27 protein-coding genes are annotated in these 26,957 nt (G+C 58.0%); 13 read left to right on the top strand and 14 right to left on the bottom strand.

Annotation, left to right across the window (positions count from 1 at the left end):
- The first annotated feature begins 3 nt into the window (after positions 1-3).
- The 3 genes from Pan97_RS24445 to Pan97_RS24435 all read left to right on the top strand — a co-directional run bounded on the left by Pan97_RS24445 (position 4) and on the right by Pan97_RS24435 (position 2,721).
- Positions 4-402, top strand: coding sequence for a BlaI/MecI/CopY family transcriptional regulator (locus Pan97_RS24445; protein WP_144977365.1), 399 nt, complete (start codon positions 4-6; stop codon positions 400-402).
- A complete protein-coding gene (locus Pan97_RS24440) occupies positions 399-2,120 on the top strand; it encodes a M56 family metallopeptidase (RefSeq protein WP_144977363.1) in 1,722 nt (573 codons plus the stop codon). Before Pan97_RS24445 ends, Pan97_RS24440 begins: the two co-directional genes overlap by 4 nt.
- Before the next feature lie 256 nt (positions 2,121-2,376).
- The gene (locus Pan97_RS24435) at positions 2,377-2,721 is read left to right on the top strand and encodes a hypothetical protein (protein ID WP_144977360.1); all 345 of its coding nucleotides are present in this window, start codon (positions 2,377-2,379) and stop codon (positions 2,719-2,721) included.
- Here the strand turns inward: Pan97_RS24435 and Pan97_RS24430 are convergent.
- Positions 2,718-3,185 carry a carboxypeptidase-like regulatory domain-containing protein gene (locus Pan97_RS24430; protein WP_196782209.1) on the bottom strand — a complete coding sequence of 156 codons (468 nt, stop codon included), beginning with the start codon at positions 3,183-3,185 and terminating at the stop codon, positions 2,718-2,720. The genes Pan97_RS24435 and Pan97_RS24430 overlap by 4 nt on opposite strands.
- Before the next feature lie 37 nt (positions 3,186-3,222).
- Positions 3,223-4,215: a DUF1559 domain-containing protein gene (locus tag Pan97_RS24425; RefSeq protein ID WP_144977357.1), complete on the bottom strand. Its 993-nt coding sequence runs from the start codon at positions 4,213-4,215 to the stop codon at positions 3,223-3,225.
- Positions 4,216-4,644: 429 nt separating this feature from the next.
- On the opposite strand from Pan97_RS24425, the gene Pan97_RS24420 reads away from it, so the two are divergent.
- The 5 genes from Pan97_RS24420 (at position 4,645) to Pan97_RS24400 (ending at position 8,761) form a co-directional block, all read left to right on the top strand.
- Positions 4,645-6,129, top strand: coding sequence for a SulP family inorganic anion transporter (locus Pan97_RS24420; protein WP_144977354.1), 1,485 nt, complete (start codon positions 4,645-4,647; stop codon positions 6,127-6,129).
- 64 nt (positions 6,130-6,193) lie between these two features.
- Positions 6,194-6,976 carry a DUF2306 domain-containing protein gene (locus Pan97_RS24415; protein WP_165698958.1) on the top strand — a complete coding sequence of 261 codons (783 nt, stop codon included), beginning with the start codon at positions 6,194-6,196 and terminating at the stop codon, positions 6,974-6,976.
- A 2-nt stretch (positions 6,977-6,978) separates the two neighbouring features.
- Positions 6,979-8,001 carry a DUF1559 domain-containing protein gene (locus tag Pan97_RS24410; protein ID WP_144977347.1) on the top strand — a complete coding sequence of 341 codons (1,023 nt, stop codon included), beginning with the start codon at positions 6,979-6,981 and terminating at the stop codon, positions 7,999-8,001.
- An 82-nt stretch (positions 8,002-8,083) separates the two neighbouring features.
- Positions 8,084-8,326, top strand: coding sequence for a hypothetical protein (locus tag Pan97_RS24405; RefSeq protein WP_144977344.1), 243 nt, complete (start codon positions 8,084-8,086; stop codon positions 8,324-8,326).
- A gap of 117 nt (positions 8,327-8,443) precedes the next feature.
- Positions 8,444-8,761, top strand: a complete 318-nt coding sequence (locus tag Pan97_RS24400) for a hypothetical protein (protein ID WP_144977340.1) — start codon at positions 8,444-8,446, stop codon at positions 8,759-8,761.
- Positions 8,762-8,776: 15 nt separating this feature from the next.
- On the opposite strand, the gene Pan97_RS24395 is transcribed toward Pan97_RS24400, so the two are convergent.
- Entirely contained in the window at positions 8,777-9,505 is a 729-nt protein-coding gene (locus tag Pan97_RS24395; RefSeq protein ID WP_144977337.1) for a hypothetical protein, read from the bottom strand.
- A gap of 146 nt (positions 9,506-9,651) precedes the next feature.
- Between Pan97_RS24395 and Pan97_RS24390 the strand changes: the two genes are divergently transcribed.
- On the top strand, positions 9,652-10,002 hold the full coding sequence (locus Pan97_RS24390; protein ID WP_144977334.1) for a hypothetical protein: 351 nt from the start codon (positions 9,652-9,654) through the stop codon (positions 10,000-10,002).
- 48 nt (positions 10,003-10,050) lie between these two features.
- A complete protein-coding gene (locus Pan97_RS24385) occupies positions 10,051-10,467 on the top strand; it encodes an EamA family transporter (protein ID WP_144977331.1) in 417 nt (138 codons plus the stop codon).
- 43 nt (positions 10,468-10,510) lie between these two features.
- Here Pan97_RS24385 and Pan97_RS24380 read toward each other — a convergent pair whose 3' ends face one another.
- Positions 10,511-11,875, bottom strand: coding sequence for a HEAT repeat domain-containing protein (locus Pan97_RS24380; protein WP_144977328.1), 1,365 nt, complete (start codon positions 11,873-11,875; stop codon positions 10,511-10,513).
- Between the two features lie 35 nt (positions 11,876-11,910).
- Complete coding sequence (locus Pan97_RS24375) at positions 11,911-12,558, bottom strand: hypothetical protein (protein WP_144977326.1); 648 nt, start codon at positions 12,556-12,558, stop codon at positions 11,911-11,913.
- 364 nt (positions 12,559-12,922) lie between these two features.
- Between Pan97_RS24375 and Pan97_RS24370 the strand changes: the two genes are divergently transcribed.
- Positions 12,923-13,909, top strand: coding sequence for a glycosyltransferase family 2 protein (locus Pan97_RS24370; RefSeq protein WP_144977323.1), 987 nt, complete (start codon positions 12,923-12,925; stop codon positions 13,907-13,909).
- Here Pan97_RS24370 and Pan97_RS24365 read toward each other — a convergent pair.
- From Pan97_RS24365 to Pan97_RS24350, 4 genes are all read right to left on the bottom strand, one after another.
- A complete protein-coding gene (locus Pan97_RS24365; RefSeq protein ID WP_196782208.1) occupies positions 13,906-15,327 on the bottom strand; it encodes a DUF1254 domain-containing protein in 1,422 nt (473 codons plus the stop codon). The two genes, Pan97_RS24370 and Pan97_RS24365, sit on opposite strands and share 4 nt — an antisense overlap.
- A 130-nt stretch (positions 15,328-15,457) precedes the next feature.
- Complete coding sequence (locus Pan97_RS24360; RefSeq protein ID WP_144977320.1) at positions 15,458-16,492, bottom strand: DUF1593 domain-containing protein; 1,035 nt, start codon at positions 16,490-16,492, stop codon at positions 15,458-15,460.
- A gap of 57 nt (positions 16,493-16,549) precedes the next feature.
- Positions 16,550-17,875 (bottom strand): APC family permease, encoded by a 1,326-nt coding sequence (locus Pan97_RS24355; protein WP_144977317.1) that lies wholly within the window; start codon positions 17,873-17,875, stop codon positions 16,550-16,552.
- Positions 17,876-18,055: 180 nt separating this feature from the next.
- The gene (locus Pan97_RS24350) at positions 18,056-19,645 is read right to left on the bottom strand and encodes a hypothetical protein (RefSeq protein WP_144977315.1); all 1,590 of its coding nucleotides are present in this window, start codon (positions 19,643-19,645) and stop codon (positions 18,056-18,058) included.
- A gap of 267 nt (positions 19,646-19,912) precedes the next feature.
- Between Pan97_RS24350 and Pan97_RS24345 the strand changes: the two genes are divergently transcribed.
- Positions 19,913-20,680: a wax synthase family protein gene (locus tag Pan97_RS24345; protein WP_165698957.1), complete on the top strand. Its 768-nt coding sequence runs from the start codon at positions 19,913-19,915 to the stop codon at positions 20,678-20,680.
- Positions 20,677-21,087 (top strand): hypothetical protein, encoded by a 411-nt coding sequence (locus Pan97_RS24340; protein WP_144977309.1) that lies wholly within the window; start codon positions 20,677-20,679, stop codon positions 21,085-21,087. The genes Pan97_RS24345 and Pan97_RS24340 overlap by 4 nt, the downstream gene beginning before the upstream one ends.
- A gap of 42 nt (positions 21,088-21,129) precedes the next feature.
- On the opposite strand, the gene Pan97_RS24335 is transcribed toward Pan97_RS24340, so the two are convergent.
- The 5 genes from Pan97_RS24335 to Pan97_RS24315 form a co-directional block, all read right to left on the bottom strand.
- Positions 21,130-21,807 (bottom strand): TPM domain-containing protein, encoded by a 678-nt coding sequence (locus tag Pan97_RS24335; protein ID WP_144977306.1) that lies wholly within the window; start codon positions 21,805-21,807, stop codon positions 21,130-21,132.
- Positions 21,808-21,820: 13 nt separating this feature from the next.
- The gene (locus tag Pan97_RS24330; protein WP_165698956.1) at positions 21,821-22,642 is read right to left on the bottom strand and encodes a TPM domain-containing protein; all 822 of its coding nucleotides are present in this window, start codon (positions 22,640-22,642) and stop codon (positions 21,821-21,823) included.
- 329 nt (positions 22,643-22,971) lie between these two features.
- Complete coding sequence (locus tag Pan97_RS24325) at positions 22,972-25,284, bottom strand: serine/threonine-protein kinase (protein WP_144977300.1); 2,313 nt, start codon at positions 25,282-25,284, stop codon at positions 22,972-22,974.
- A 104-nt stretch (positions 25,285-25,388) separates the two neighbouring features.
- Positions 25,389-25,853, bottom strand: coding sequence for a carboxypeptidase-like regulatory domain-containing protein (locus tag Pan97_RS24320; protein WP_144977297.1), 465 nt, complete (start codon positions 25,851-25,853; stop codon positions 25,389-25,391).
- 90 nt (positions 25,854-25,943) lie between these two features.
- Complete coding sequence (locus tag Pan97_RS24315) at positions 25,944-26,951, bottom strand: DUF1559 domain-containing protein (RefSeq protein WP_144978636.1); 1,008 nt, start codon at positions 26,949-26,951, stop codon at positions 25,944-25,946.
- Between the last annotated feature and the right edge of the window lie 6 nt (positions 26,952-26,957).

Here is a 26,957-nt window from a genome sequence, read left to right as displayed (position 1 = left end):
GGCATGACGGAACGAAAAACATTAGGGAAAGTGGAACTTGATCTGCTCCAGGCGGTAGACCAGTTGCAGCCGGTTTCCGTAAGAACACTGGCGGAGCATTTAGCTAGCCGTACCGGTCAAGCTCGGACGACGGTCCTGACAACTCTTGAGCGATTGAGGAAGAAGGGATATCTTTCCCGACGTTCGATAAAAGGGGTCAATCATTACTCGACTCGTCAGTCGGTCACCGAGATTTTGCCGCGACTTGTGGGGGAGTTTGTTCACAAGATGCTCGGTGGATCCGTTTCTCCCGTCGTGGCTTATTTGCAAGATAGAAATCTAGATGCGGAAGAGCTTGAGCAACTTAAGGCGCTGGTGGAAGAACTTCAAGCCCGGCAGTCCGAAGCCGAGGAGGGGTCATGATTGAAGTACTGACCGATGTAATAGAGTACTGGTCGGCGGCGATGTGGCGGGCAAGTTGGCATGGGGCCATAGCCGTATCCATCGCATGGCTGATCGACTCACGGTGGCAATCGATGCCCGCGACGTGGCGTAGTTGGTTATGGCGTCTAGTCTTCCTCAAGATCGTTCTCGCCTTGTTACCTATCACGCTTCCTATTCCTGTCTTGCCCGGGCCGGTTCCCCATGTTGAGACGCAATCGTTGTCCGTCGAACATGTAAACGTCGTTCCCTCGCTAGAAGCGAGCAGAGCAACGCCTGAAGCACACTTTCCGAACCTTCAACTGATGCTCTTTTTCACCTGGATCGCCGGCATCGGAGTTTGTGCTCTTTCGATGCACCAAGATGCCCGAAATGTACGACGTCGCTTGGAAGCCTCCCGGCTGACCGTGGGTACCGCGGTTGTGCAGCATGTGCAAGTCATCATGAAAAGGTTGCACCTAGTATCCAAGCCGCAGATACGAGTCTACGACGGCAGTGGTAGTCCTTGTTTGGTCAAACGGGGAAATCAGCCGGTCGTGCTACTTCCCGCACGATGGTTAGAGCGGTGCTCCTCGACGGAATTGCAACTTGCTTTGGCTCATGAACTGGCACATTTCATTCGCAAAGACTTAGCTTGGAATCGTTTTGTTGCCTGCTGCCGTTCCTTATTTTTCTTTCATCCTCTTGTATGGGTCGCAACCCAGCGTTATCTGGCGGCGCAAGAAATAGCTTGTGACAAGATGGCGTTGTCTCATTCGGAAGGCGCTCCTGCGGATTATGCTCGCCTTCTAGTTCAACTTGCAGAGCAGCCGGTGGTATCCCTTGGAGGGGCCGCGGCGATGATAGGTAGTATTTCTAATCTCAGAGAAAGGATCGCGGCGATGTATCGCTCACACCATTCACCCCCCCGTGCAATTGCTTGGGCACTCATGTGCGTAGGCGTATTAAGCCTTGTGCCATTTTCACTTGCACAGCAAGTTGAAAAGCCAAACCAGGATCAGGAAATGGCAGACAATGCCGTCGAGAAATCAAAATTAGGAAAGAGAGCTTCGGCGTCAGCTAGCGCGTCTGGCGGCGCGAGCGGGTTCGGGTTCGGAGCCGGGGCCGGAGCCGGAGCAGGAGAAGGTGGCAGGGGCAACGGAAGGGGCCTCGGTGCAGCCGCATCGATGTCTCGATCACAGTCTCGAGCGGCTGTTTCGGTTTCCCTCGGAGAAGATGACGACGAAAACATGCCCGAAATGAAGGGAGATCGACCCAACCGTGATGCCTTGCCGCGTAACGCTCGAATGCGACCTACCCGGATGAAGCAAACGATGATGTCGGGCGGCCCCGACGCCAGTCAATCATGGAAGCGTACGACGGAAGCAACCTTAGAAGGAAATGAAATTAAAATCGTCGAGTCGGATAAGGAAGTCTCCGTTTCGATCAAGAAGAGGGATGGCAGCGAACAAGTGTTTGTCGCGTCAACTCTCAATGAACTAGCGGCTAAATCGCCTGAGGCCGCCGATTTGTACAAGAGACTGGTTAAGGATTCGAGGACGCCTGCAAGATCGCCCCTCAGCAGTTCAAATTCCTCGCTGGGAAAATTTCCCGATGCTCGGGCCCTCATGCGAGAACAAATCGAATCGATGAAAAACGACGCATCAGGTGACGCCCAGTTACAAGGCATCCTCAATGAGTTGGACCAGTTGTTAGACTAGCTCATGGGCTCTTTCGCCTATCCTGTGAAAACGCCGCGTGCACTTGTGTGCGTGGCGTTTTTTTTCGTCGGAGCGTTTGGCTTCGAGTTCTTGGGTCGTGACGAAGTGATTTGCGCGAAAACATAAAGTCATGGTCCGCAAAGAGGAGACTTCCTGCGAGGGAGAGATTAAAAAGTAGGAGAGTCCCAGCAAGTTTGGATTACAATGACCTGGAACTTCCTTTATGGCGGCTACATGTTCTCAGTGAATCCTTTCCATGAAAGCCATCGTCCTGCAGACTCTCGACGGCACCCAGCATATTGGCTTTATCCTCTGCGCGATTCCGCCAGGCGATATCGAAGGGGACTGCATGTTTTCGATCGTGCCCGATAATGCCCAACTGCTGGAGGACCCCGAAATCGTTCAACTACTGGAACGTCGCGACCAGGGAGAGAGCCAGATCGAACTCTCGGAAGACAGCCGATCTCTCTTAATTCGCTCGCGCCGGCTGGATAACATGTTCGTCCAATTTGAAACGGATGGCGTTGGTCACTGGGGCTACATCCGCTCTGGCCAGCGCGTCGCCATCGGCCAGGCCACGACGATTACCTCGCAGCACTAGCGGCCGGACTTCAGGTCGATCTGCACCGGTTCCATGTTCGCTTTCACTTCGACTTTCAAATCGGTCGTCGCTGGCGACGAATACTTCATCGGCGTGAGGAATTTGACTGCCTGTTCAATGTTGCCCATCACCTGCTGGTCCGCTTCAGTACCTTCTTCCACAGGGGCCGCTTCGGCCTGGCGGCGGGTATCCAGCTTGACGACGGTTACTTTGTACTCGCCTGGGGGCACGCCATCGCCGGCGGTGTACGAAGCGAGCGTGAAGTGACCCTGATCGTCGGTTTGCCCCGTCGAAGGACGACCACCTTCGGCCGGCACGAAACTGATCGCGGCGCCGTCAAGTGGCTGGCCATCGAGTGTGACGGTCCCTTCGACTGGCAGCATTCCATTGCCGGAACAGCCTAGCAAAGCGGTGCCCAGACCCAGGCAGATCGACATCATCAGCGCAGAAGTTCGCTTGTGCATAACTAAGGTACCAGCAGGAAGGAGTGGCGAGGTGGGATTAATTCAAATTGACCGGCTGGCCGTCGTCTCGCTGGCCAAGACGCTGGTAGGCGTCGTGGTCGATCGTTTCGGCGCGAAAGGCAACCGAGCCATCACCATGCACGAACTGGGCGCCGCCTGGGTGCATCGAGCGAAACCCGAACTCCAAATTCCAGTTGCACTTCGCATAGCAAGTATCGCCGCCCGGGGCATCCGCCGGATCGTGGCAGGTATCGGTATTGATCGGAATCAATGTGTTCACCAGGCCGCTGCCGTTATTGGAGTGAGACCATCCGTTGCGAGCATGCACCGAGCAATCGGAACGAACTTCGCCGAAGTAGATGGTGTTCGATAGCCCGTCGGTCGTTTCGCTGAACTTGCCGCAGTAGCGATTGCCACCCCGGGTAAAGGGGCCAGCAGGGTTATCCTGATTGTGCTTGTTGTCGATCTTGAATCCGTTAAAGACAGCGCCCTGCGCACACGAGCAATTCGGATTGCCGGTGCTGCCAACCCCAGACGGGCCGTAGTTGGCCGAGTAGTTGTGGGCGGCATTGGTCGTACCGGGGATCAGACCTCCGTGCGTATCGCTGGGGCATTGGTACGCTTCGATGATGACCTGTCGCACGCGAATGGTATTCGCCGGACTGTCGGCCCACTGATCGTGAACGTTGGTGCTGTTGGTGAAGTCAATCTGGTTGTGAAGCGAAGCCTGTTCAATGAACGGTAACAGACTGGTGAACACGCCGCCACGGTACGGGTTGGGGGACGCAGGGGCCGGCGTCACCCAAGGCATGTCGTTCGCCCAAAGGCCGCCAGGAGGCAGCGATTGAAACGTGTCGTGATAGTTGTGCAGGGCCAGGCCGATCTGTTTCAGATGGTTGCTGCACGTCATACGTCGGGCAGCCTCACGAGCTTGTTGGACGGCAGGTAGCAGCAGGGCAATCAAGACGCCAATGATAGCGATGACGACCAAGAGCTCCACGAGCGTGAAACCGCGATTCACAGTCTTCATGGGAAGAGTCTCAGGTAAAGAGAAAAATGAGATTGAAAGAGGACTTAAAGTCTAGCGTGTTTATATTCCTTTTTAAAGAGCTACTTACGGCAGACAACTTTCCATTCGGGACTTGGCCGAATGGGTGGGGGAAACTTCACGAGATTTGAACTACCGCCTAAAAACTGATTGTGGTAATATGATCGCCGTACAAGTAACAAAAAGACTTAATAAAGGCAGTTAAACCGGTGTAGGTATTTGTCTCTCAGCGTGAAGTTCGCCCACCATGTCCTAGCTTGAACGTGGATTATTTCCACATCAGGCCAGCGAAACTTTCTCTATCCTCCGCTGATGTACACCGAGTTCGTGCCCTCCATGCCCCCCACCGGATCTGACGGAAATGCCTTTCGCCGATCCTCACCCGAAAACACCGTCCGGAAAAACAACGAGATGCATAAGCCTGAACCTCTGCGTCAACAATGGTTTGGCAACGTACCGAAGGACCTGCTCGCAGGCCTGGTGGTGGCGTTGGCCCTGATTCCCGAAGCGATCGCGTTTTCGATCATCGCCGGGGTCGACCCGAAGGTCGGGCTTTACGCTTCCTTCTGCATTGCCGCGGTCAGTGCTTTCGTCGGCGGCCGGCCGGGCATGATCTCGGCCGCGACCGGGGCGATGGCCCTGGTCATGGTCACGCTGGTCAAAGAGCACGGCCTGCAGTACCTCTTGGCCGCTACTATTCTGACCGGGCTGCTGCAGATCGCCGCGGGTTACTTCAAGCTGGGCGTCTTGATGCGATTCGTCTCGAAGTCGGTGATCACCGGCTTCGTGAACGCGCTGGCCATCCTGATCTTCATGGCACAACTGCCGGAACTGATCGGCGTGCCATGGATCGTTTACCCCATGGTGGCCGCCGGGCTGGCGATCATCTACTTGTTCCCGTACCTGACCAAAGCGGTCCCCTCGCCGCTGATTGCCATCTGCGTGCTGACGGTGGTTTCGATCATGTGCGGCTTCCAGATCCGCACGGTCGGCGACATGGGACAACTGCCTGACAGCCTGCCGGTGTTTCTGTTGCCGGAAATCCCTTGGACGTGGGAAACGCTGCAGATCATCTTCCCGGTCTCGGTTACCTTGGCCGTGGTGGGTTTGCTCGAATCATTGATGACCGCGTCGATCGTCGACGAAATGACCGACACCCACAGTGACAAGAACCAGGAATGCGTCGGTCAAGGGTGTGCCAACATCCTGGCTGGTTTCCTGGGTGGGATGGCTGGTTGTGCGATGATCGGGCAATCGGTGATCAACGTGAAGTCAGGCGGCCGAGGCCGTCTGTCGACGCTGTGTGCTGGGGTTTTCCTGTTGATTCTGATCGTGTTTCTGGGAGAGTACGTCTCGATGATTCCCATGGCCGCGCTCGTCTCGGTGATGATCATGGTTTCCATTGGCACGTTCAAATGGGAATCGCTGAAGAACCTGGTGCTGCATCCGAAAAGCTCGAGCGCCGTGATGGTCAGCACGGTGGTGGTCGTCGTCGCGACGCACGACCTGGCCCAAGGGGTGCTGGTCGGCGTGCTGATGTCTGGCTTCTTCTTCGCCCACAAGGTCGGTCAGATTCTGAACGTCGAAGGGGAGATGCACGAATGCAACACCGGAAAGACCTACAACGTCACCGGGCAGGTCTTCTTCGCCTCGGCCGATCGCTTCTTCAATTCATTCGATTACCAAGAGAAACTCGACCGAGTCCACATCGACGTCAGCGCCGCTCACTTCTGGGACATCACGGCGATCGGGGCGCTCGACAAGGTGATCGTGAAGTATCGCCAGAAGGAAATCGAAGTCGAACTGATCGGCCTGAACGAAGCGAGCGCCCTGATGGTCGACCGCTTTGCCATTCACGACAAGGCGGACGCAGCGGACCAACTGTCCGGGCACTAGGCCGCCGCCGAGTAACGCTTGCAATCTGATCGACTCCCCCGGCAACTTCGGTTATCCTCCAAGGGTGGCCCGCACGTACTACCCGGGTGGCCTCGCTCGTCTTGAGTCTCATCGGATCACCTCGTCGGAGGCGGCACTTGGCCGCGGGATCGTGAAGCCGCACGGCTCGTCATCGCGTTATCGAATCCTGAAAGCACTCGCCGCAGGCGTCGTCGTGCTGCTGCTGAGCAAGGTGCTTGTATCGGTCGTGTCCGAGTACGTGAACTACTTTCCCCCCAACTTCGACGCCGTCTTTCTGTTGGGGCGGGAAGAGTCGTTTCGCGGCATCTACCCGCCGGCCTTCTACACGCACATCATCGCTTCGCCGATCGCCATCCTACTGGCCGCTTACTTGATGGTCAGCGGCAAGCGGAAATCGCACGGTACCTGGCACCGGCGTCTGGGCAAGGCTCAGCTGTTTCTCGTGTTGGGTCTGGTCGCACCAAGCGGCTTCGTCATGGCGTTCTGGGCATTCACCGGGCCGATTGCGGGAGTCGGATTCGCCATGCAGGCGATCGCCACCGCGCTGACCGTCGCCATGGCGGCCAGGTACGCGATGCAGCGGAACTTCCCGCTTCATCAACGCTGGGCCACGCACTGCTTTCTGCTGCTGATCGCTCCCCTGTTCTTCCGCATTGCGGCTGGCATTCTGATCGTCACCGATACCGAAAGCTTCGCTGCCTACCAGGCCAATGCCTGGCTCAGCTGGGTCGTGCCGATGGTCGCCTACGAGGTCATCCGCTGGCGTAAAAAACGCAATGCGATGAAGCGAAAAACAACCCCCGACATGCAACTGCAAGAGGCCTAGTCATGACTACCTACGACAAACTACGGAGTGGGTTCACGATTGTCGAGTTGTTAGTGGTGCTGGCGATTATCGGGCTGCTGATCGCTTTGCTGCTGCCGGCGTCGCGAACCTCGCGTGAGGCGAGTCGCCGGATGCAGTGCCAGAACAATCTGAAGCAGCTTGGCCTGAGCGTGCATAACTATCACGATACGTTCGAGTCGCTGCCGAGTTGTTCGAGCGGCGACCGACCGGAAGCCACCGAGATGACCGATAGCGGCTATCGCCGGAGCGGTTTGATTGCCCTGCTGCCGTTCGTGGAACAGGGGACGCTGTACGAAACGATCATGGCTCCCTTAACGGTCGACGGTCAGACCTATCCGGCGCTGGGGCCAGACCCGTGGGTCGAAGCGTACGCGCCATGGACGACGCAGCTTCACGATTTCAATTGTCCTTCCGATCAATATGACGGTGCCCGGCCGTTGGGAACGACCAATTATGTGTTCTGCATCGGGGACACGCCCCGCATTTACCATTCAGGCGAAAGCCAACGCGGGGCGTTTTCGCCAGGGCGTTGGACTCACATGCGCGATATCACGGATGGCACCTCGAACACGATGATGCTCGGGGAGATCGCCGTTGAAATGAACGTGGTCGCTCAGTCGCTGGAGCAGCTATCCAATGCCGAGATTTGTTCCGGCGAAAAAAGGGAGTCGGATCGACGCGATCTTGCCTCGCACGCACGCGGCTACAGCTGGGCCGATGGGGCCGCGGGTCCGGCGATGTTCAATACGATTCTGCCACCCAATCGCCCCAGCTGCGGTTTGAGCGGAACCGAAGCGGTCGACGGGCTCTTCAGCTTGGCAAGTTATCATGCGGAAGGGGCTCATGTCGTCTTGGCGGATGGCTCGACACGGTACGTGACCGATGACGTCGACACGGGCGATCTCAGCCAGGCCCCGCTCCCAGCCAATTCCCAGCAGCCCAGTCCGTATGGGGTTTGGGGTGCCCTGGGAAGTATCGCTGGCGGGGAAGATCACTCGTTTTAGTGCCTGCCATCGGGCCGCCCGGCGATTTGTGAGGTACACTTCCCGTGGAATCTCTTCTTGACGCACCACGGGAATCGCCTCAGTGAAAAAACATCTGTTCCATCTGCTGCGAGACGCCGTGCTGGTGGTGATCGGCTTACTGGTCGCCGTTCATGCAGCCGTTGGCCTGGCGATCGGGATAATACTGACCTGGGTCACCGGCATCAGTTGGTACATCATCGTGCCGATTTGCATGGTTGTGGCGATGCTGTTCGTCTTCAGTAATGAGGACGACAACGGCGACGGAGGAAGCACCCGCCGGGGAAAACGACGCCCGGTTGGTTAGTCGGCTTAGGCGGTAGCTTTCACGTCGAAACTTCCCCAATGCCGAACATGGTTGCCTCCATTCGGGGTAGGCTTCCGCTGGCTGTGTTACAATTTCTCGCGGCTCGTTCCTCTTATCATGTCGCGAAATATGTTCATCCTTATTCTGCTCCTAGCGATTGCTCTGGGCTACGGTTTGGTCCTTGTCTACGTCGCCTACCATCGCGGCAGGGTGGCCTACTCGGCGAAAGCTACCCGGGCAGAGAAGAATCTGCGGCACGTCGCCACGTTGGTGACGGTTGTGCTGACGACCTTCTTTTTGCTTGGACTACATCATTGGGAAGTGACATCGGACGGAGCCTTGATGGTTTTGGCCGCGTTCATGACCGTCGTTTTGATGTTGCGATCGATCCTGGTCGAACTGGGGTTACGCCGCGTTAACCCCAGCGACGTTTAGCCGACCACGCAAATCCTACTTCATCGATTCTAACTGCGTGAGCAGCGATTCGACCGCTTCATGTCCTTCGCGATTCTGGCGGATGACCAGCAAATTGCGATCGCGGATCACGGCGATGTCCGCGTGTCCTCCCAAAGCGTTCCACGACTCGGGAAAAACGATCTTTTCAACGACCTTTGCCGCTCCCACGGCTTCCAGTTGATGAAGCTTGTAAATCCGAGTGGAAAGCCGCTCGTCGGCGGCATCGTAGGAGGTGATGACCAGGGCTCCTTTTTCGATGATCCACCCTAGCTCGTGCTGCTGGGTAAGAAGGTCGAGCGCCGCCGCAAGCGTGAGCGACTCGAAGTTGGCGTTGATGGGGACGTCGAGGTCGATATCGCTGTCATCCAATGCGGTCTGATCGATCACGATGGGAATGTGGTGCAGGTTCTTCAAATAGGCCACCACTTCGGAAAGAGGCGTATCGACGAATTGAACTTTGGTTTCGTCTTGCATCCTGGCGGCGATCTTCTGGCTGGCCTGGGCATCGGTGCCGGTCCAGGTCACTTGAAAGCGGCCTGCGTCCCCGGGGGCTGGTCGATAGGCGGCAATGCCTTCTTGTGCCGGTGGAGGAGCCACTTCAAAGCCTCCCATTCCACCTTCCATGACCCCTCCGTTGCCAAAACCACCACCGCCGAACTGCGCCCAGGCAGAAGGGGCCAAGCCAAGTACCAATACCAGAGTCCAAATCGGCGCGCATCGCATGACGAGATTTCCCGAGGAAGGAGGAAAAGAAGTGGTTTTCCGACAGCCTACGGCAATGGTGATTTTAAGGCAAAGGATTTGTTGACGCGTGAGAAATCAAGGAAACGCTTGATCCCTTCGACAACGATTCGCATACTACGAGGCGAATGGTTTCGCTCACCCCTGGCAGGTTTGAATCGATGGTTCCCGACGACGACGATCACAGCGCACCGGCCCGCTTTGGAAGGTGGATCAATCAACTCGACATCGATTTCAGCAGCTTCACGCTGGTGGGCTGGGTGGTGGCGATTGGGTCACTGGTGCTCGGCGGCTTCGCCGGATACCTGGTCTACTCACTGGTCGCTGCTGGGGGCAACCAGCAAGGCGTTAACGCCGGCAAAGCTTCCGGCTTGAGCTTCTTCATCACGATGGTGGTCGTCACGGTCTTCTCGTTTCAAGGACTCCGGGCCGTCGCCCGGTGGACCGGCAACCCGGTGGTTCGTGATCGCGAAGACTGAGCCACAACGCACTCTGTCTGAACGTATTCGCCTACGAGGTTACGCACGATGAACTGGTTTTACTGGTCGCTTTTGGCTGCCTTGTTCGCTGGCATAACGGCCGTACTGGCCAAAGCGGGAACCAGCGGCATCGATCCGAACCTGGCGACGGCCATACGAACGACCGTCGTCCTGGTGCTGGCCTGGGGGATCGTCTTTGCCACCGGCATGCCGGCTTGGGGCTCTCTTTCGGGCAGTGCGATCCTGTTTCTTACGCTATCCGGCCTGGCGACCGGAGCTTCGTGGCTATGCTACTTTCAAGCTCTCAGCGTAGGGCAAGCGTCGTCGGTGGCCCCGGTCGACAAGCTAAGCGTTGTCTTTGCGATCGCGCTAGCCGCGATCTTTCTGGGTGAGAAGCTCGCGTGGCAGCACTGGGTTGGTGGCGTGCTGATCGTGGCCGGCGCGGCACTGATTGCCTGGCGGTAGCCACGGGGCGCTTCGTCGTTTGCGGAAAGCTTACAGGCAACGATTAGTTGCCAGCCCCCTTCATCTTCGCCAGAAGTTCGTCTGCCGCCTTTTTCAGAACCGGGTTGTCCGACTTGGCGGCCTCATCCACGATCGGGGCAACGGCCTTTTGCGTTGCCTGCGAACCGGCGTCGATGTGGACCAGCGCCCAAGCACACAGCATTCGCAAGCCTGGATCTTCGGCGTCTTGCATCGCCTGAATGAGATTCGGCTGAGCGGCTTTCGCGTCGGGGCCGATGCGTCCCAGGGCCAGGGCCGCGTTGTGGGCGATCGATCCTTGACCCTTTTCCAGCGCCTTGGTCAGCTGCGGCACGGCCGACTTGGCAGCGGGGCCGATCTTACCCAGCGTCACGACCGCTTCGTTGGCTACCCGCAGGTTGTCGCTGTCGATCAGTTTGGCCACCGCGCTGGTGGCTGGCGCCCCCTTGGGGCCCATGTCGCCAATGATCAGGATCGCGTCGTATTGAACGCTCGGGTGCTTCAAGGCTTCGGTCAGCAGCTCAATCGCGTCGGGGCCCATCGATGCCAACACGTTCAGCGCGTTACGCACGACCGGCACGTCGGCCATGCTCAAGTCATCCTTGAGGGCTTCTTTAAGCAGCGCGGGCGGAGCCTTGAGCGAAACCAGCCCTTGCGACGCCATCGCGCGAACGAGGGGATACTTCGAGTTCAGTCCAGCAGCCAGGCGCTGAATGGCCTGCTTGTTCAGCTCTTGGTCCGCCGGATTCGAGCGAGCGAGTGCCCAGAGGCTGACCAGCGACAACAGTCCTTCGCCACGGGCATTGGCCTGCAGACGATCGGCCGCTTCCTGGGGCAATTTGCCGATGCAGCCCAACGTGTAGATGGCCGCGATCTCGAGCTGCTCATCTGCGAGGCTCTTCGTGATCAGCGGCAAGTAACTCTCGGCTGCCTTGGGCATCGATGCCAACGCCAGCAGGGCCTCGCGGCGAATCTCGCCTTGGCCGTTCTCAACCAGGCCAGCCAAAGCTGGGGCGGCGTCGGCAGCTTGAGGGCCGAGTTCACGCAAGATCAAGCACGCCCAGAAGGCTGCTTTGTCATTCTTCAATGCTTCGATCAAGCCAGGAACCGCTGCCGGGCCGGCATCGGCGATGGCATTCATCACCCGCAAGCGAACGGCCGGATCGGAATCTTCCAGCAGCTTGGTGAACAGCGGGATGGTGACGTCCGCGCCAGGCTGCAGCTCCACCAGCTTGGCGATCGCTTCGCGCCGCACGGTGGCATCTTCGCTGGCGGTTGCCTCAACGAGGGCTTCCACGGATGGTTTTGGGGCGTCTTCCGCGATGGCGACGGAGTGCCAGGTTGCCGCAGTCAGGACAGCCAATGCGAATAAAGTTGCAGGTCGAATCACGACGGGGTTCTCCAAAGCGAAACGCAAAATGCTGACTAAGGCAACTGGGTTTGACAGGTCGAGTAAAGCAACTTCTTCAGAAACGTGTAGGCGTCCATGTACTGCTGCGGAGGCACCTTGGTGATGCCGCGCTTCAGCGTGGTCGCCATTTGCTCGACCGCCTCGGTGAACTGCTGAGCGTCCTGGGCGCCGAGCATGCCGTGGGCCGAGTTCTTATTCAGCAGGCTTTCCACGACTTCGCGCTGCTTTTCAAAGTCGGGGTATTGCAGCAAGGTGGGCCAATTGAGCTTGCCGGTTTCTTTGTCGACGCTGCCTGGGGGAAGGCCCTTTGGGGCCTCTGACTGGGCCAGGCTCACCAGTTGTTCCTCGGTCGGACGCGGGTGCTTCTTCGCCTCGTAGGCGTCGCGCTGGGCTCGCATCTGGAAGTAGGTATTGGCGTACTGCTGGTGGTTGGCGATCTCTTGGCTTTGGGCCTGAGTCATGTTGATCGCCGCTTCGGACGTTTGCAGGTTGTACGAACCCTGGGCACTGACCACGTTGGCCATCCCATTAAGCGCCCCTTCGGCCGCCGTCGAGGCATACCCATAGTTACCATACAAAGGGGCCACCGGGGCAACGTAGCCCTGGGCATAAACAGGAGAAGTCGCCAACAGGCAACACGCCATCCACAGGAGTATTCTCATCGCAGCATCCTTCGTGTCGATCGCGTCGCACGCACACCAGGGCATACATCGTAACATGGGAAGAACCATTCAGTTAAGTCGCCAGCGTACGGGTAAACAAGTACTTTTCAGCTGGCGAGGGGGAAATTATTGAAAGGTTCACGGAAAGCACCCGCGCTTTAGTCGGTTCGCCCGCTATCAGTTGAATAATGTTGCGGAGGGGAGAGGGGACTGGAATGGTGGTTGTTTCCTCACCACTTGATAACCGACATTGCCCCCGAAACCCACCCTTTGCTAACATTCCCGCGACCAGGGCTCTGGCGGTAGGGCATCACTGCGACCCTTGGCCCCTATTTTTTTCGAGTTTCACGCGGGTTTTGCCATTATGAGCGTTTCCGTTGTCGTTCCGATTTACAACGAAATCGAGACCATTCCCCTGCTCTACAGCAGCTTGCACGGCGTGCTAGCAAACCTGGGGCGGGACTATGAGATTTTGTTCGTCGACGACGGTTCCAGCGATGGGTCGACGGCGAAGCTCAAGGAAGTGGCCGCGACCGATCCGCATGTGAAGGTGGTTGAGTTTCGCCGGAACTATGGCCAGACGGCGGCCATGCACGCGGGCATTCAGCACGCGTCGATGGACGTGGTGATCACGCTTGACGGCGACATGCAGAACGATCCGGAAGACATTCCGATGATGCTCGAGAAGATCGACGAAGGCTTCGACCTGGTACATGGCTGGCGGAAGAATCGCCAGGACGCGTTCGTCAATCGCAAGCTTCCTTCCAAGATCGCCAACTGGTTGATCTCGAAGGTGACCAAGTTTCCGATTCATGACCTCGGCTGTACCCTCAAGGCGATTCGCCGCGAGATCGCCGTCGAGCTGGAACTGTACGGCGAGATGCACCGCTTCATCCCGATTCTGGCGCATCAGCGCGGGGCGAAGTGCGTGGAAGTCGTCACGCGGCATCATGCCCGCCGCTTCGGTCAAACGAAGTACGGCATCGGCCGCACCACGCGGGTGGTGCTCGATTTGCTGACCGTCGCCTACATGCAGCAGTTCTTCACCAGCCCGATGAAGCTGTTCGGCCGGATGGGCTTTGCCTGCCTGGGCATTGCGGGTCTTAGCGTGTTGACTACCATCGGCATGAAGCTGATCGGCCAGGTCGATATGACCGGCAACCCGCTACTGCTGTTTGCCGTGCTGAGCACGATCCTCGGCTCGCAGATGTTCGGCATGGGGCTGCTGGGTGAAGTGAATGCCCGGATCTACTATGCTTCCAACGGCAATGATTCGTACGCGGTGCGCAGCCTGACTAACTTCGACGACGATAGTCCGCATTCGATCAAGATGCGTCGCCAAGCCGCTTAGTCGGCTTTGACGACCCCTGGCGGTTTCCAGCTTCCCTTGCCTGGCGGAAGGATCGATGGTGGTTCGGTCTTGGGCCAGTAGAGCCGCATGACCAGGTAGATTGGGCCGTCGGGAGCTGGCAGCCAGTTGGCCTCTTTCTCCTTGCCCGGCGAATCCTTCTGGATGTAGATGGTGAGCGAGCCGTCGGCATTCTTCTTCATGCCTGGCAGCATGGGGGAATTGATCAGGTAACGATCGATCGGGTTTTCGATCAATAGCTGCGTCTTGCCGTCGTACATGGTGACCGACCAGAACGCGTTGACCGGCGGCAACTGGCCGGCGGGAAACGTGAGGGCGTAGTTCTGTTTGCTGCTGTCGAGCGGGTGGCCGTCGACGTCTTGAACGGTCAGCGGATAAGTGGCTTCCTCGGCATCGTTACCGTACAGACCGGCCATGGCGGCCGCGGCACGTAGAGTCCAGTCTCCTTGAAAGAAGTCGCGATCTCCGAACGCGGCGGTGACGCGCCAACTGTTCATCTCGGTGCCGATCTTAGCGACCTTGTTTTTGATGGCCGCGATTCCCTTTTCGCCGCCGAGCTTTAAAGCAACTTTCTGCCCTTCGGAAAGTTCGCAGCACGGGAAGGGCTTACCGGCTTCAATGCCGATGTTCATGAACTGAGCCCGAAGGGGCTCTTCGACCTTCGCCTGACCGACCGTGGGGCAGAATCGTAAGAGGAATGCCAGGTAGGCATACGGATCTTTGGTGGCCAGTTCTTTGTCGATCTTGGGCCAGTTGACTTGCGGAGGACTCTCTGGCGAAGGCTCGCCCAGGAAGGTCGAGAGGGGCAGGATCTGGTACCCTTTCTGGACCTTCTTGACGTTCTCGATGTCTGCCGGATCGAACAGCTGCGTGCGAATGATGGCCATCGAGAAGTCAGTTTCGCAGCGGAATACCTGGTCGATGCCAGGGGGCTTCTCACCGGTCCAGTTCGGTCCCGCGACCATGTACTTACCTCCTTGGTTGCCGGTCGTGCGACTGCCAACGTAACCATAGTTGTAGGTGTAAAGATCGACCAACTGCACCGAGAAGTAGCGATCTTCTTCGATTTGCGGCACGGCAAAGACGACCGGTTCCGCTCGCAGGTCGGCGCAGAAGAAAGAATAGGGCGTGTCGCTATTGGGCGTTACGACGGCTGTGTCGGCGGGTGTCGCGACGTGGGCCGTGTTGAAGACCTCGTTGAAGCCGCACTTGTATTGACTGGAAGTCGTATCGATGAAGAACTCGTAGATGGCCGCGTAGTTCATCACCATCGGATAGCCATAGATCATCGCCGTTTCGGCCGTGGCGACATCGTCGGCTGCCGGGTCCTCGGCGGAAAGGATGCCAGGGCTGAGAAGACAAACCAACAATAAGATCATCGATGCCAAGGTGGTCTTCATCGCGCTCTCCCCCGAAGTATGCTCATAGTGAAAAGTCTGCCCATGGCTAACCATTCAGAATATCTACGCGACGGATGAAAAAGAACTGTTTTCTTCGTATTTCATCGAGAATGATCGATAGCCCCCGTGCTTAGTCAACGCACCACGCCATTCGTTTTGCGAAGTCTTTCTGGAATTCAGGCCTCCAGCGCGAGACCGACTCGCGCGGGTCGCCGCTGCTTTTTGGCCGGTCGCGGTACCATCCGTCTTGAGCTAGCGTATATTGACCTCCCCAGCCAGGCTGAGAAGGATCGCTCGGCGTGTTGCCTCCACTTGGCAGAAAGAAGAACCACGACGGCGTGTCCCCTTCCTTCAGGCAGCCATGTGGATTGGGACTGGTCCAGGTCTTAGTCGGATAGAGCTTGCCGAGCGGTCCCTGGGAGCGGATGTGTTGGTCGATCCACTCGCGGCTGGTCAGGGAAAGGTCTCCGGTCAGGTACATCCCGCGGAAGGTGGCTTGGCGTCGGTCCTCTCCCGGCGGGGCTTTGCTGAGGATGTAGAACATGCCGGGGAACTCGTCGTGCATCCAATCGGCGATGCCGTCCTGGTCGGCAATGTCGTAGACGTGAAGCTTCTGGACGAACGTTTGATATTCGGCTTCGCTGCGATCATGCTTCACACGCCATAGTGCCTGAGCCAGGTCGGTCTGGCCACCCCAGATGGCGATGTTCAAGGGATCGTCCTTCGTGCCGGCATCGATTCGCTCGATTAGAAACTTGGAGCCTTCGGTGTCGTGCTTGTCGCCGATGTGCTTTCGCCCTCGCTCGGGATTGCCCGACTTGATGCACGCGGCCAGTTGCGCGGCCTCTGGCCAGTTCGACTCGTGCTTGGCCAGGTTGGGCCGTACCTGGGCGTACGCGTCGACGATCTCGCGAATGAGCTGAGGCTGCGTGATCGCTTTCTTCAGCTCGCCAGGCGTACCCGAAGCGGAAGCCACCAGTCCTTCCAGGCGAAACTGGTTCGCATAAATCATCAGGCGAACCATCGACTGCTGGTCGTCGGGGTCGCCACCGATATCGGTCAGCACCAAGAGGCGTGGCCGGGGCATATTGGGCTCTTGGGCGAGAATCGGACCTGCGATGGCAAGAGTCCACAGGCATACCAGGCACAAAGCACGACTTCGCATGGGAAGCTTTCCGAGGATCGAAGTGGATCAGATGAAAGGGGCAGCGTTCATCTTACTTCACTTCGCATCGTGATTCTTCCATTTCACCAGGCGAATTTTCCGCCCAGTGACGCTACGGTAGACGACTTCGATTGCCAGGGAAAGAACGATCATGCCAAAGAGAATCCAGAGATGTTTCCGGGTGGCAGCGTTCTCGTCGACTTCGATGCAAAGCACTACCAAAGCAATCCAGGTGCTAATGGCCGCCAGCGCGGAAATCCATACCCGGCCGCCGGTCTCTTTCGCCAGGCGAACCGCGGCGACGTTCACGCCCAGAAAGATTAGCAGAAAGCCAGCACTGCCCATCGTTGCGATGGCTTCCAAAGGAACGAAGTTCGCGATCAGCAGGGCCAGGGCCGCCGTGATGAACGTTCCTTCGGCATGCTGACCGCGGATCGAACGCTCTAGCTCGGTCGGTAGTTCACCACTCTTGGCGATGATGTAAGTGAGTCTTCCGGTACTGTAAAAGGTGGCGTTAATGGCCGAACTGGTCGCGAAGATGGCAGCGACCGCAATCGCGATGTAGCCTGTGCGCCCCATGACGTCGTCGGCGGCGACGGAAAGGACGTGTGCGCTGGACTGGGAAACTTCTTCGAAACCAAGATGTCCGACGACGACCAGCGCGATCAGAAAATAGAGCACCATGACGATCGCCACACCCCCCAGGTACGCAATGGGCAGCGTACGTTTCGGGTTGGCCACGTCGTTGGAGGCGTTGGCAATCAGTTCAAAGCCTTCGTAGTTCAGAAAAATGAGCATGGCGCCGGCGATCAGGCCTGGCGCCGAAACGTAGTGCTCGTAATCGAGCCGGCTCCACTCGATCGGCGTTGCCAGGCCAAACAGGATGAATGCCAGCAGCAAGATCATCTTGGCGGCATTGAAGAAATTCTCGGACCGCACGACCAGCTTCGACGCGAACAGGTTCAAGAGAAACAAACCGACGATCACCGCGCAAATGAACTTATGCAGCCAGAACGCCTGATCCTCTTTGGGAAAGAAGCTGGCCGCGTAGCTTCCAAACGCGTAGGCATAGATGGCCAGCAGCACGACGTAGCTCAGCAGCAGGAGGATGTTCGCCGCCCCGGTGAGAATGCCTCCGCCGAAGGCCCGGTTCAAGAACTCAACCGTACCCCCTTCGCCCGGATATCGCAGCGTTAGCTTGAGATACGAGTAGCTGGTCAGCAGAGCGACGATTCCCGAAATCAAAAAAGCCGCCGGAGCACCCCCTTTGGTCACTTCGACCGTCAGCCCGGTCACGGCAAAGATTCCCCCTCCGACCATTCCACCAATCCCGATGGAAAGGGTCGAGAGCACGCCCAGCTTTTCGTTTTCCTCAGAAGCCATTCGCCGCTGGCCAATCACGTTGCCGTACTAGGAATTCAACCGCGATCGGAGGCAACCCATTGCCTGATCGTCAAGCGGATTAAACATTGCTTGACGACGCTTGCCAAGAGGGAAACGCTGCCGCGGGCAACAAGCGGAGTAACTTCTGGGGCAAGTCACCATACTGCGGAATCGATACGATCAGTTCAGATTCGTGGGGATGACCGAGATGTGGACGTCTTCGCTATGATAAAGATCCTCGGGGATGCGCCAGCGAGTCAGGCCAAGTTCTTTGCGACCGATGTTTACCTGCTCGGTCATTGGTTTACCGTGATTGTAGTTAAACGTGTGCAGCATTTCGTGCACCATAAACCAGGGGCGACCAAAGGGATCGACGGCTTCATACAGCCCATTTAGCGGCATGCTCATCCACGACTGCTTTCCGCCCACTTGGGCTTTTGCGTTGTGGGTGTTCAGACGCCAGCGAATCTGAGTTGTGTTGGGACCTTTGCGGCCAGTCGTCACTTTCAAAACTGCCCGGCAGTGCTCCAGTTGGTGCAAATAGATTGCCGCCCGGTCTCGCCAGCCGGCGGGAGCATCCAACTGAAAATTCGCGGATCGGAATTTGACGAACTCCGCGGGCGTAACGAGCTCTTCGTGTTTGCTTGCCCACTCCCACGAGGCGGCCAACTTCACCGTTTCCAGAGGATTACCCAGCAGCCCAAGATTGATTTCATCGGGCGGATTCTTCGGAAGTGGCTGATTGCCCCGCATGGTGAAGGTCTCTGACCAGTGGATATCCGACCTGCCCTTATCGATTTCGATCCCAGAAGGATCGTTCAATATGCCACCGACACGATATTCCTGGGTGCTGGGAAGCCGGGTCAGGATCTTCGCGAACGCCGATACCTGCAAAGGACCACCCAGCTGAAACTCTTCCAAGTCCTTGACTGAAACCAGGCACTTCCGCGAGATCAACTTGCGGCCTGACTCGGCGTTCAGTTCGTAGCTCATGTGGAAGGTCGGACGGTTGGTGACCAGATGCAGCCCTTCTCGAAAGTTCACGTTTAGTTCACCACGTGGATGCGCCAGGTTGAGCGTGGCGGACGCGATCGGCGGGTTCCCTTCCGCCAAAGAGACAGGCCGACGATACCAGTAGCGGCCGGAGGTCGAGATTGTCGTAATGGCGGCAAACGTTTCCCCGTCTCGCGCTCCGCGGATCCGCGAGTGCGTCGGCATAATCTTCACATGCCCGAGTGCGATCGTGTCGTGATTCTCGCCAATCAACGTGACATCCAGCTGGGTTTCGGTCGTTGTGTACAGTCTTACCGATCCGATTGGTTCCCCTTCATGGATGCTCACCTCCCCTGTCGTTGCGAAACTGCGTAATTTGAGGTGTCGTATCCCAAGTGGTTCTGATTGGTTTTCCAACTCAATTCTGAGCGGCTGTAGCTCGAGTACCCAATCGACCGCCGCGGTGGTTACCAACCAACGCGGCGAACGAAAGAATGCCTTTTCACCTAGAACTTCTCCATGGATCTCGACCTGGTATCCACCAGGAGGAAGGTCAGCGGTCCATTGGCCATCGTCGTCCAGCGACCAACTCAAGTCGGCCTGCTCGAAACGATTCCATTTCGGGTCCCACTTCAGCGTCAAAATCGTTAGTTGCTGTTTGTCCTCCACGGGGATCTCGGGAGCCGCGATGGTTGCGGCCATGGCAAACACCTTTTCTGGCTGTACCCAAAGAAGGGCCATCGCTAGGAGAATCACGATAAGTTCGCGTGTCGACATCTTGGTAGTCTAGACTCGTCAGGCGGGAAGAACTTTATTCGCGATAATTAGGCTACCACGGCGGAGACCGAATGAAAAGAAAGTTCAAATCGTGTCATTTGTGGATGGAATCGATGAAGGTCTCGGTTAATGGTCCGTTGTGCCGACAGTTCATAGGATGCTTGAAATATTGGGTTTTGGGATTGAGGTCTATTGTTCGACGGTTTCAACATCATTGCTTTCCTCCTTGCGGTCACAGCTATATCACCTTGGGTAGTGATGTGGTCGATGGCGGTTTTCATCTATGCCGGTTGTAAAGGGCTCACCTGGCGTTCGGCCATTAAAGTAAGTGTTCCCGCAAATCGCAACGTAGCTTACCTGCTGCTTTGGCCCGGGATGGATATCGAGGCCTTTCTCGACCGCCGCCGCGACGTCGTGCCGCCGACGCTTGGCGAGTGGCTGTTTGCCCCCGCGAAAATGGGCTGCGGATTCGTTCTCTTGTATGGCGCTGTGCCGAGACTTTCGCCGGACCACGTGCTAGTGGTGGGATGGGTGGGCATGATCGGTCTTATCTTCGTGCTGCACTTCGGCCTGTTTCATTTGCTTTCGTGCTGGTGGCGATCGCGGGGAGTCGACGCGAAACCGCTGATGGATTGGCCGATCTTGGCGACGAGTTTGGGCGAATTTTGGGGACGCCGTTGGAATCGAGCCTTCCGTGATCTGACGTTCCGATATCTCTTCCGGCCCCTGACTCAGCGGTTTGGAGCGGCTTGGGGATTGATGGCCGGCTTCCTCATGAGCGGGCTGGTGCACGACGTGGTGATCTCGATCCCGGCTGGGAGCGGTTATGGAGGTCCGACCTTGTTCTTTGTCGTGCAGGGGATCGGCATGTTAGCCGAACGCAGTTCGCTTGGACGCAAGGTTGGCCTGGGCAGCGGTGCTGTGGGCTGGCTGTTTACCGCCGCTTGTTTACTCGTTCCGGTGGGGATGCTGTTTCATCCCGCGTTTATCCGCAACGTGATCGTTCCATTTCTTCAAGCGATAGGTGCCGCATGATGCCGTCGCTCGCTAACTTGATCTTCGTCGCCGGTCTGATGCACTTCGGCATCTTGATTGCCTCGGCGCTGGTTCCCTTTCGGCTCGATTGGAAGAACCAACTGGCCAGCCTGCCGAAGTTGCACTGGCAGATGTACTGGGTCTATGGTGGCTACGTCGTGTTGTCGATCATCGCGTTTGGCGTGATCAGCGTTACCAACGCCACGGAGATTGCCGCGGGAAGCGGCCTGGCCCGGGCATTCTGCGGTTACGTTTGCCTCTTCTGGCTCATTCGACTCGGCCTTCAAGCCGTGCTGGACGTCAAGCAGCATTTAACCGCCTGGTGGCTGACCGCCGGCTACCACACCCTCAGCGTCATCTTCCTGACGCTGGTGCTGATTTATGGCTGGGGGGCGATACACGGGTGACGAACGAGGCTTGTTCGAGGTAGTGGTTGCTATCGAAGACCGTTAGTCCATCAGCACCAAAACATCCGGCAGCTGGTTCGCGGCACCCTCGCTGCGCGGCAATACTTCGGATAGCTGTTGCCCTGCTGACTGGATGACCGCGCAGATGGCTTCGGTCGGGTGACCTTGCCCTAGGCCTTCGGTCAGCTGCCTGCATAGCTCGTCGAGTTTTGCCTGGCCGAGCTTCTCGAGGACTTCCTGGTCGGCCAGGATGGTGGCTGTGTGCTCGAAGAGGGAAACGTAAACCAACAGGCCCGTCGCGCCGCTGGTGTGATGCACCCGGCGATCGAAGAAGACCTGCCGCGCGCGGGCAGCAACTTCATCTTTCATCTGATCGCTGGGAGTGAACAGCCGACGCAGCCAGCCGATCCGACTGCCGAGCATCGCCCCGACGAGAAACGCCACCACGATGCTGGCTGCCAAAGCGATTAGGCCGGAATCAAATGACGTGCCGGTCCAGTCCCCTAGTTCGTCCGTCGATCGAGGGTACAGAGTCCAAATCATAATCGCCGCGATAGTGGCTAGCCAGAGGCCGAGGACGTCTTCGGCTCGATCGTAGCGGCCCGATGCGGTGGCGACGACCGGGACGATCTCGCACGAGGTACTGGCTTCGGCCTGGGCGACGGTTTCCTGGATCTTCTGACGCTCGTCGGTGCTGAAGAGAGTTGATGCGCGCTGCATGACTTTAATTTCCTTACCAAGACCCTGTGGCGCCACCGCCACCGGAAGACCCACCGCCAAACGAACCGCCGCTGAAGCCGCCTCCACCACTGCCGCGGCTGGTCGCCATGTGATAGAGGATGGTACCCACCACGGTGAACACGACCGCCCAGAAGGCCCAGGCCCAGCCACTGGAGCCGCTTCGATAGAGGGAAACCGCGGTGAAGATCGCCAAGCCGACGAAGCCAGCTCCCACCGCATAATGCCACCAAGGTCGCGGTTGGGCGGGAAGCTCGAGCTTGCGGGCCATCTTGTCGAGCGAGTCAACCCCGGCGACGATCCCTTCCGAGAACTGTCCTTGCTTGAAGCGGGGAATGATTTGCTCGTCCATGATCTGTTGGCACAGAGCGTCTTCGCGGCGTCCCCAGCCGCCCCCCAGTTCGATGCGGGCCTTGCGATCGTTCTTCGAGACCAACAGCAGGATGCCGGTGTTCCACTCTTGGCCGTTGATTTGCGCGTGCCCGATGCCCCACTGGTCGAACAGCAGCGTTGCGAACGTTTCAATCCGCAACCCTTCGCCCCCATGGTTAGCCATCGAGTCGATCGTAATGACGATGATCGGCGTCGCTTTCTCGGTCAGCAGCTTGTCGCACACTTCCCGAATTTTCTCTTCGTCTTCCGGCGTGATCATCTCGGCCAGGTCGCGCACGAACTCGCGCTCGCCCGGCTTCTCGATATCGATTTGAATGGCCGAAGCGGTCGATGCGAAACCAAGTAGGAGTACCGCGATCAGGATCAGCCTGTTACTCAACCATTTGCCCATGAAGCTTCGCTCTCGGCTCGGGGGGTTACTCATTTCATTAAATCGAGTAACCAGCATAACGCATCACGAACGAGATCGCACGCTACGGGGGACGTTTGTCGGAACGTTCACTTCTTCCAGCAGCAACTTGGCGTCTTCGGCCCAGTCGCGGCGGACGGCAGGGCTGAAATTAGGGGATCTCTTGATCGCGCGACTGCCACAAGACTTCGATCATGCGCCTGGCCGCCAGTCGCGTGAGATCGGGATACCCGTGCGTTCAGGCATCGATTGCGAACGTTTTCAGGTGATTGACAGCGTTCCGGATACTCGCGTAATCGGCACAATTCCCATCGGTGCCGAGCGGAAGTGGAAAGCATTTCGTCTTATTCGACCAATTCCAGTACGATGCCCACGGCGGTGGTCCCGTTGAAGTGATCGAGCAACACCTTCGAGGCGATCACGCCGTCGCTGGGATCGCTATAGTGCTTCGTCTCTTGGTCGTCGAAGAACAGTTTCAACTCGGGGAGTTCGCTCGTGATGCTGGTCGGTTTATTGGTTTCGATGACGCCATCTTCCGGCGTGTCGCGAACCCAGACCTTGCCTTGGCGATCGGTGACTTGAATGATGGACGTGCCTTGGTCCAACTCGGTGAGGAAATCGACGATCTGGTGCCGCAGATCGATCGCGATGACGGCCGCGCCGAACAGGCTGCCAGTGGCTGAGTCGTAGATTGGCGTGATCGCGACCAGGCGCACTCCTTCTTCGACGCGATCGTCTTCTTTATCGTCGGCGCTGCGGATGGCTAGCAAGATGTCTCCCTGGCTGAGCCGCGAAACCTGGGCGAGGATCTCCGGTTCGTTATGGGTCGTCAGTCGAGACGCTGGCACACGACGCAGGTAGGCGGGGTCGCGGGCATTCCGCTCGACGCACACGACGTCTTCCGCGGCTTCGTCGGTGATCTTGGTGAAGCTGATCGAGAGGTACTCGACGTTGGCTCGCAGGAACTCTTCGTAAATCTGTTCGAGACGATCGCGCCAGACGTCTTCAGGCTCGGCTTCCGCGTTGTCGCCGTTAGCCTGGATGATGCCTTGGATGGGCGGGAGACTCGACATGAAGCGAACATCTTTCGAGAGGCTCTCGGCGGTGGCTTTGAGTTGGACTTCCAGTTCACGGCTGTAGGCCTGCATTTGATCGAAGCGGCTTTGGCGTGCGGCCTTCCTGGCTTTGTACGAGTCGACGACGAAGACCGTCATCGCGACCAGGCAGGTCACCAGCACCAGGCCCACAAGTTGCGAAGCGATGCGATGATGCTGAATCCAGCGTGCCAGCCGCTGCTCGGGGCGCTCGCGATAGGCATCGACCTTTTCGCCAGCCATCCAGCGCTGCACTTCCTCGGCAAGCTCCGACGCCGATTGATACCGGGCATATTGTCGCTTGGCCATGGCCTTGGCGCAGATGGCGGCCAGCGCGGGGTCGACGTCGGGGTTCACATCGGCGGCATTGGGTGTTGGCTGACCGGCGATCGCCGTCAACAGTTCTCGGCCGTTGACCGAGTTGGAAGCGTTCCGCGTATGTTCATGGGGACCGCACCCGGCCAGGATCGAGAAGAGGATTGCGCCGAGCCCGTAGATGTCGGTGCGTTCGTCCAACTCGTCAATGCGGCCGGCGGCTTGCTCGGGGGCCATGTACAGGGGGGTCCCGAGAACCTGGCCATCCATCGTGCTTTGACTACTGGGGTGCGAGGCGTGCGTGCTCGACTGGCTGTCGCTGGTTTGCAATTCGTTGATGACTTTGGCGATGCCCCAGTCGATCACGATCACCTGGCCGAAGTTGTCGATGGCGACGTTCTCAGGCTTCAGGTCGCGGTGAATGACCTTGCGCGAATGGGCATGGCCGATGGCCTGGCAAACGTTGACGAAGTCGGTCAGCAGCCGCCGCAAGAGCATCGGGTTGTGTTCCCCTTCGCTCAGGCGTTCGTGATATTCTTGAATCGTATCGTGCAGCGTTTGCTTGCCGAGGAAACGCATTGCGTAGAAGGATTGGCCGGTTTCGAGGTCTTCCCCCAGGTGATAAATAGGGACGATGCCAGGATGCTCGAGCCGACCGGTGATTTCTGCTTCGCGGCGAAAACGCTCTTGGGCCGCCGATTGATCGGGGGCGGTGACTTCTTTGACGGCGACGGGGCGCTTGAGATGTTCGTCGTAGGCCAGCCAGACGCGACCCAGCCCCCCTTGGCCGAGCTTGCGGATCAGTCGGTAGCGAGCCATCGACGCACGCACGCCGGTGGCGTCGTTGGCACCCGAGCCTGAGACGCTACGGATTCCCATCAGTCGGGCAATCGCTCCGGAAGGGTCGACCGAGTCGAGCGTCCGCGCGACGACCGTTTCCGCCGAGGTAAAGCCGGTATCGCTGGCCGGCGTGACTTCCTTCAGCAGCGACGGACTTCGTTCGATCAGCATGTTGCAGGTGTCGACGTCGATCTGCCCCAGCGCGACTAAATGTTCGTGCAGAGGAAGATCGCCGTGCAGTGTCCAAGTGGAAAGGGCCTGAGACAACTGGCGTTCCGAGATGACCCCCATACGCAGAATCAGCGCTGCCACGGCGATGTCTTGTTGCTCCTTGCTGAAATCACCGCTGGAGCCGGCCATCGTTTCCGCATAACGAGCATCAGGAACTGGGGCTTGATCAGAAGGCATGCGAAGTAAGGTCCCAAGGAAGCGAGTTGAGCTGGTACTTCCTCAAGTTTAGTTGCCCAATGGGACCCGTGGGAGAAGTTTTAGGGGCAATTGGGCCGTTCCGACTAGTCGGCCAGATCGAGTGCCAGCGGTTCCGGCGAGCCGTTTTCGATGGTCACCGACAGTCCAGAGGTGTTCGGGCTGCGGTACTTCTTGGGAAGAAGGTTCTTCGGCGGTCCCAGCTTCTGGAATGCCGCTTGAGCTTCCTGAGGATTGAGATCGGGATCCAGTTCGCGGACTTCGATCTTGCTGACGACGATGTCATACTCACCAGGCATCGCACCGGGTGCCTGAAGTGACGGCGAGATGTACGTCGTCACTTCGAAGGTACCTTCGGCATTGGTCGTTCCGCTGGCAGAACGTCCGTCCGATTGCTTGGGAATCAGCGTGACCGTGGCATCTTCGACTGGCTTCCCTTCGTATTGAACCAGTCCTTTCACAGGATAGGTCGTCGGCCCGCCTGAAGACCAGCAACCGGTCACGAGAACCAACAACATGGGAGACAGCGCTAGAATTCTATTGTGGGACATACTCGGCCGTGTCCTTAAAAATCGGATGTGGTAAGCGGGCGTTGTCGACTGGGATGAAATTGATGCTGCGTGGCGTGATGGTCCGCACCGTTAGAATTCGCCGATCACCCCCCCGTCGGACTTGTCGCCGAGTCGGGCATAGGTTAGGCGGTCGATTGTCTCGGGCAGGAAGTGGACCGAGGCGTCACCCATGACAAACTGGCACCCACCGGGGTGTGCCGACTTGAAGCCGAAGGTGGCATTCCAGTTGTTACTGGCATTAGAGAAGCAGGTGTTCGTGCCATACCGAGCATCTCCGGGGCAGGTCGGAAAGTTGATGGGGGCAGTTGTCGCGTACCAAAGCGAATCTGGCCACGACCATCCCCAGGAAGCGAAGGTCTGGCAGGTCATGCGGATCTCGCCCATGAGAATCGTGTTCGACGTGCCGTCGGTAATGTCCGCGATTCGAGCCGAGTAGGGAGTAAAGTAACCACGACCGAACGGACCGGAAACGGCTTGTTCGCCATAGTCTGAACGCACGTTACCACGGTTGAAGGGGTCTTCGCCGTCGTTGTCGGTATCGAGCCCCATGCCTGAGGGAAACGCCCCGGCGGTCGCCAGAAGATCGCAACCGGCAGCCGACTGCATGAACTGCGAGCCGATGCTGGGTGCGTAGCTGGATCGCGCGGCCCCAGTGGTTGGGTTGTTGGTTTCGACGTCAGGGTCACTGGGGCATTGATACGCTTCAATCTGATGATCGCAGACACGCTTTCCGTTGACGGTATAAAGCGTGAGGTTCGTATCTTTCATGTCAATTCCATCGAACAAGGCCGTTTGCTCGATGAACGGCAACAGGCCGATCAAGACGCACATGTTGTTTCCGCCGCGGCCGGAACCGTTGTACCAGTTAATGGGAAATCGCTTCATGACGTCGTGGTAGTTATGCAGCCCGATTCCCATCTGTCGGAAGTTATTGCTGCACGACATTCGCCGGGCCGCCTCGCGTGCCTGTTGAACGGCCGGAAGTAGCAAGGCGATGAGAACCCCGATGATGGCGATAACGACAAGCAGTTCCACGAGTGTGAAACCGCGGCGGTTCCGGGTGAGATACGAAGCCATGGGTGA

It is taken from the genome of Bremerella volcania, from assembly GCF_007748115.1.
In the GTDB taxonomy this organism is placed as follows: domain Bacteria; phylum Planctomycetota; class Planctomycetia; order Pirellulales; family Pirellulaceae; genus Bremerella; species Bremerella volcania.
Note: the sequence above shows the minus strand (reverse complement) of the source record. Positions and strands in the feature narration are given on the sequence as shown.

Bases quoted from the DNA above. Each gene is read 5' to 3' on its own strand.
- Pan97_RS24445 (WP_144977365.1), top strand. From the start codon at position 4: ATGACGGAACGAAAAACATTAGGGAAAGTGGAACTTGATCTGCTCCAG.
- Pan97_RS24440 (WP_144977363.1), top strand. From the start codon at position 399: ATGATTGAAGTACTGACCGATGTAATAGAGTACTGGTCGGCGGCGATG.
- Pan97_RS24435 (WP_144977360.1), top strand. From the start codon at position 2,377: ATGAAAGCCATCGTCCTGCAGACTCTCGACGGCACCCAGCATATTGGC.
- Pan97_RS24430 (WP_196782209.1), bottom strand. From the start codon at position 3,185: ATGCACAAGCGAACTTCTGCGCTGATGATGTCGATCTGCCTGGGTCTG.
- Pan97_RS24425 (WP_144977357.1), bottom strand. From the start codon at position 4,215: ATGAAGACTGTGAATCGCGGTTTCACGCTCGTGGAGCTCTTGGTCGTC.
- Pan97_RS24420 (WP_144977354.1), top strand. From the start codon at position 4,645: ATGCATAAGCCTGAACCTCTGCGTCAACAATGGTTTGGCAACGTACCG.
- Pan97_RS24410 (WP_144977347.1), top strand. From the start codon at position 6,979: ATGACTACCTACGACAAACTACGGAGTGGGTTCACGATTGTCGAGTTG.
- Pan97_RS24400 (WP_144977340.1), top strand. From the start codon at position 8,444: ATGTCGCGAAATATGTTCATCCTTATTCTGCTCCTAGCGATTGCTCTG.
- Pan97_RS24395 (WP_144977337.1), bottom strand. From the start codon at position 9,505: ATGCGATGCGCGCCGATTTGGACTCTGGTATTGGTACTTGGCTTGGCC.
- Pan97_RS24390 (WP_144977334.1), top strand. From the start codon at position 9,652: ATGGTTTCGCTCACCCCTGGCAGGTTTGAATCGATGGTTCCCGACGAC.
- Pan97_RS24385 (WP_144977331.1), top strand. From the start codon at position 10,051: ATGAACTGGTTTTACTGGTCGCTTTTGGCTGCCTTGTTCGCTGGCATA.
- Pan97_RS24375 (WP_144977326.1), bottom strand. From the start codon at position 12,558: ATGAGAATACTCCTGTGGATGGCGTGTTGCCTGTTGGCGACTTCTCCT.
- Pan97_RS24370 (WP_144977323.1), top strand. From the start codon at position 12,923: ATGAGCGTTTCCGTTGTCGTTCCGATTTACAACGAAATCGAGACCATT.
- Pan97_RS24365 (WP_196782208.1), bottom strand. From the start codon at position 15,327: ATGAAGACCACCTTGGCATCGATGATCTTATTGTTGGTTTGTCTTCTC.
- Pan97_RS24360 (WP_144977320.1), bottom strand. From the start codon at position 16,492: ATGCGAAGTCGTGCTTTGTGCCTGGTATGCCTGTGGACTCTTGCCATC.
- Pan97_RS24355 (WP_144977317.1), bottom strand. From the start codon at position 17,875: ATGGCTTCTGAGGAAAACGAAAAGCTGGGCGTGCTCTCGACCCTTTCC.
- Pan97_RS24350 (WP_144977315.1), bottom strand. From the start codon at position 19,645: ATGTCGACACGCGAACTTATCGTGATTCTCCTAGCGATGGCCCTTCTT.
- Pan97_RS24345 (WP_165698957.1), top strand. From the start codon at position 19,913: ATGGCGGTTTTCATCTATGCCGGTTGTAAAGGGCTCACCTGGCGTTCG.
- Pan97_RS24340 (WP_144977309.1), top strand. From the start codon at position 20,677: ATGATGCCGTCGCTCGCTAACTTGATCTTCGTCGCCGGTCTGATGCAC.
- Pan97_RS24335 (WP_144977306.1), bottom strand. From the start codon at position 21,807: ATGCAGCGCGCATCAACTCTCTTCAGCACCGACGAGCGTCAGAAGATC.
- Pan97_RS24330 (WP_165698956.1), bottom strand. From the start codon at position 22,642: ATGAGTAACCCCCCGAGCCGAGAGCGAAGCTTCATGGGCAAATGGTTG.
- Pan97_RS24325 (WP_144977300.1), bottom strand. From the start codon at position 25,284: ATGCCTTCTGATCAAGCCCCAGTTCCTGATGCTCGTTATGCGGAAACG.
- Pan97_RS24320 (WP_144977297.1), bottom strand. From the start codon at position 25,853: ATGTCCCACAATAGAATTCTAGCGCTGTCTCCCATGTTGTTGGTTCTC.
- Pan97_RS24315 (WP_144978636.1), bottom strand. From the start codon at position 26,951: ATGGCTTCGTATCTCACCCGGAACCGCCGCGGTTTCACACTCGTGGAA.